The sequence below is a fragment of the Grimontia marina genome, assembly GCF_900060185.1.
Classification (GTDB): domain Bacteria; phylum Pseudomonadota; class Gammaproteobacteria; order Enterobacterales; family Vibrionaceae; genus Enterovibrio; species Enterovibrio marinus.
In genome coordinates, this window is sequence record NZ_FIZY01000273.1 from 1 (window position 1) to 554 (window position 554).

Sequence of the window (554 nt, forward strand, 5' to 3'; positions counted from 1 at the left end):
ATTGATACGCTGACAGGTGAGTACAAAATCCTGCGCGTCGACATTTTGCACGATGTGGGCGCATCACTAAACCCTGCGATCGATATTGGTCAGGTTGAAGTCGGATTTGTACAGGGTGTGGGCTGGCTAACAACCGAAGAGCTGGTTTGGAATGAACAGGGTCGCCTAATGACTAACGGACCTGCAAGTTACAAGATCCCAGCGATTGCGGATATGCCTATCGACTTTAGAACCCACCTTCTGGAGAACCGCAGCAACCCAGAGGACACGGTGTTTAATTCAAAAGCCGTTGGTGAACCACCATTTATGCTAGGTATGTCAGTGTGGTGTGCGCTCAAAGATGCGATCTCGTATGCTGTCTTCTGCTTGAAAAAAATAAATGTCTAACCTTAACTAGCTCTGCGACAGGATGATTGCATTGTAACCCAACAACTAGGTTAATGTAGTCATCTCCTTTAAAACCGACATGCTCTTAATCGTATAATTTAGTCATGTGTATGTGTGCAATGCGGTTATTCCATGCTTTTAGAGATTCTGTGACTTGATCTTCGACG

Annotated in this window: 1 pseudogene; it reads left to right on the top strand. The window is 45.3% G+C overall.

Annotated features, from left to right (window positions below):
- Window positions 1–354: pseudogene (locus GMA8713_RS26390) on the top strand (molybdopterin cofactor-binding domain-containing protein); the annotation flags it as partial.
- Window positions 355–554 lie beyond the last annotated feature (200 nt).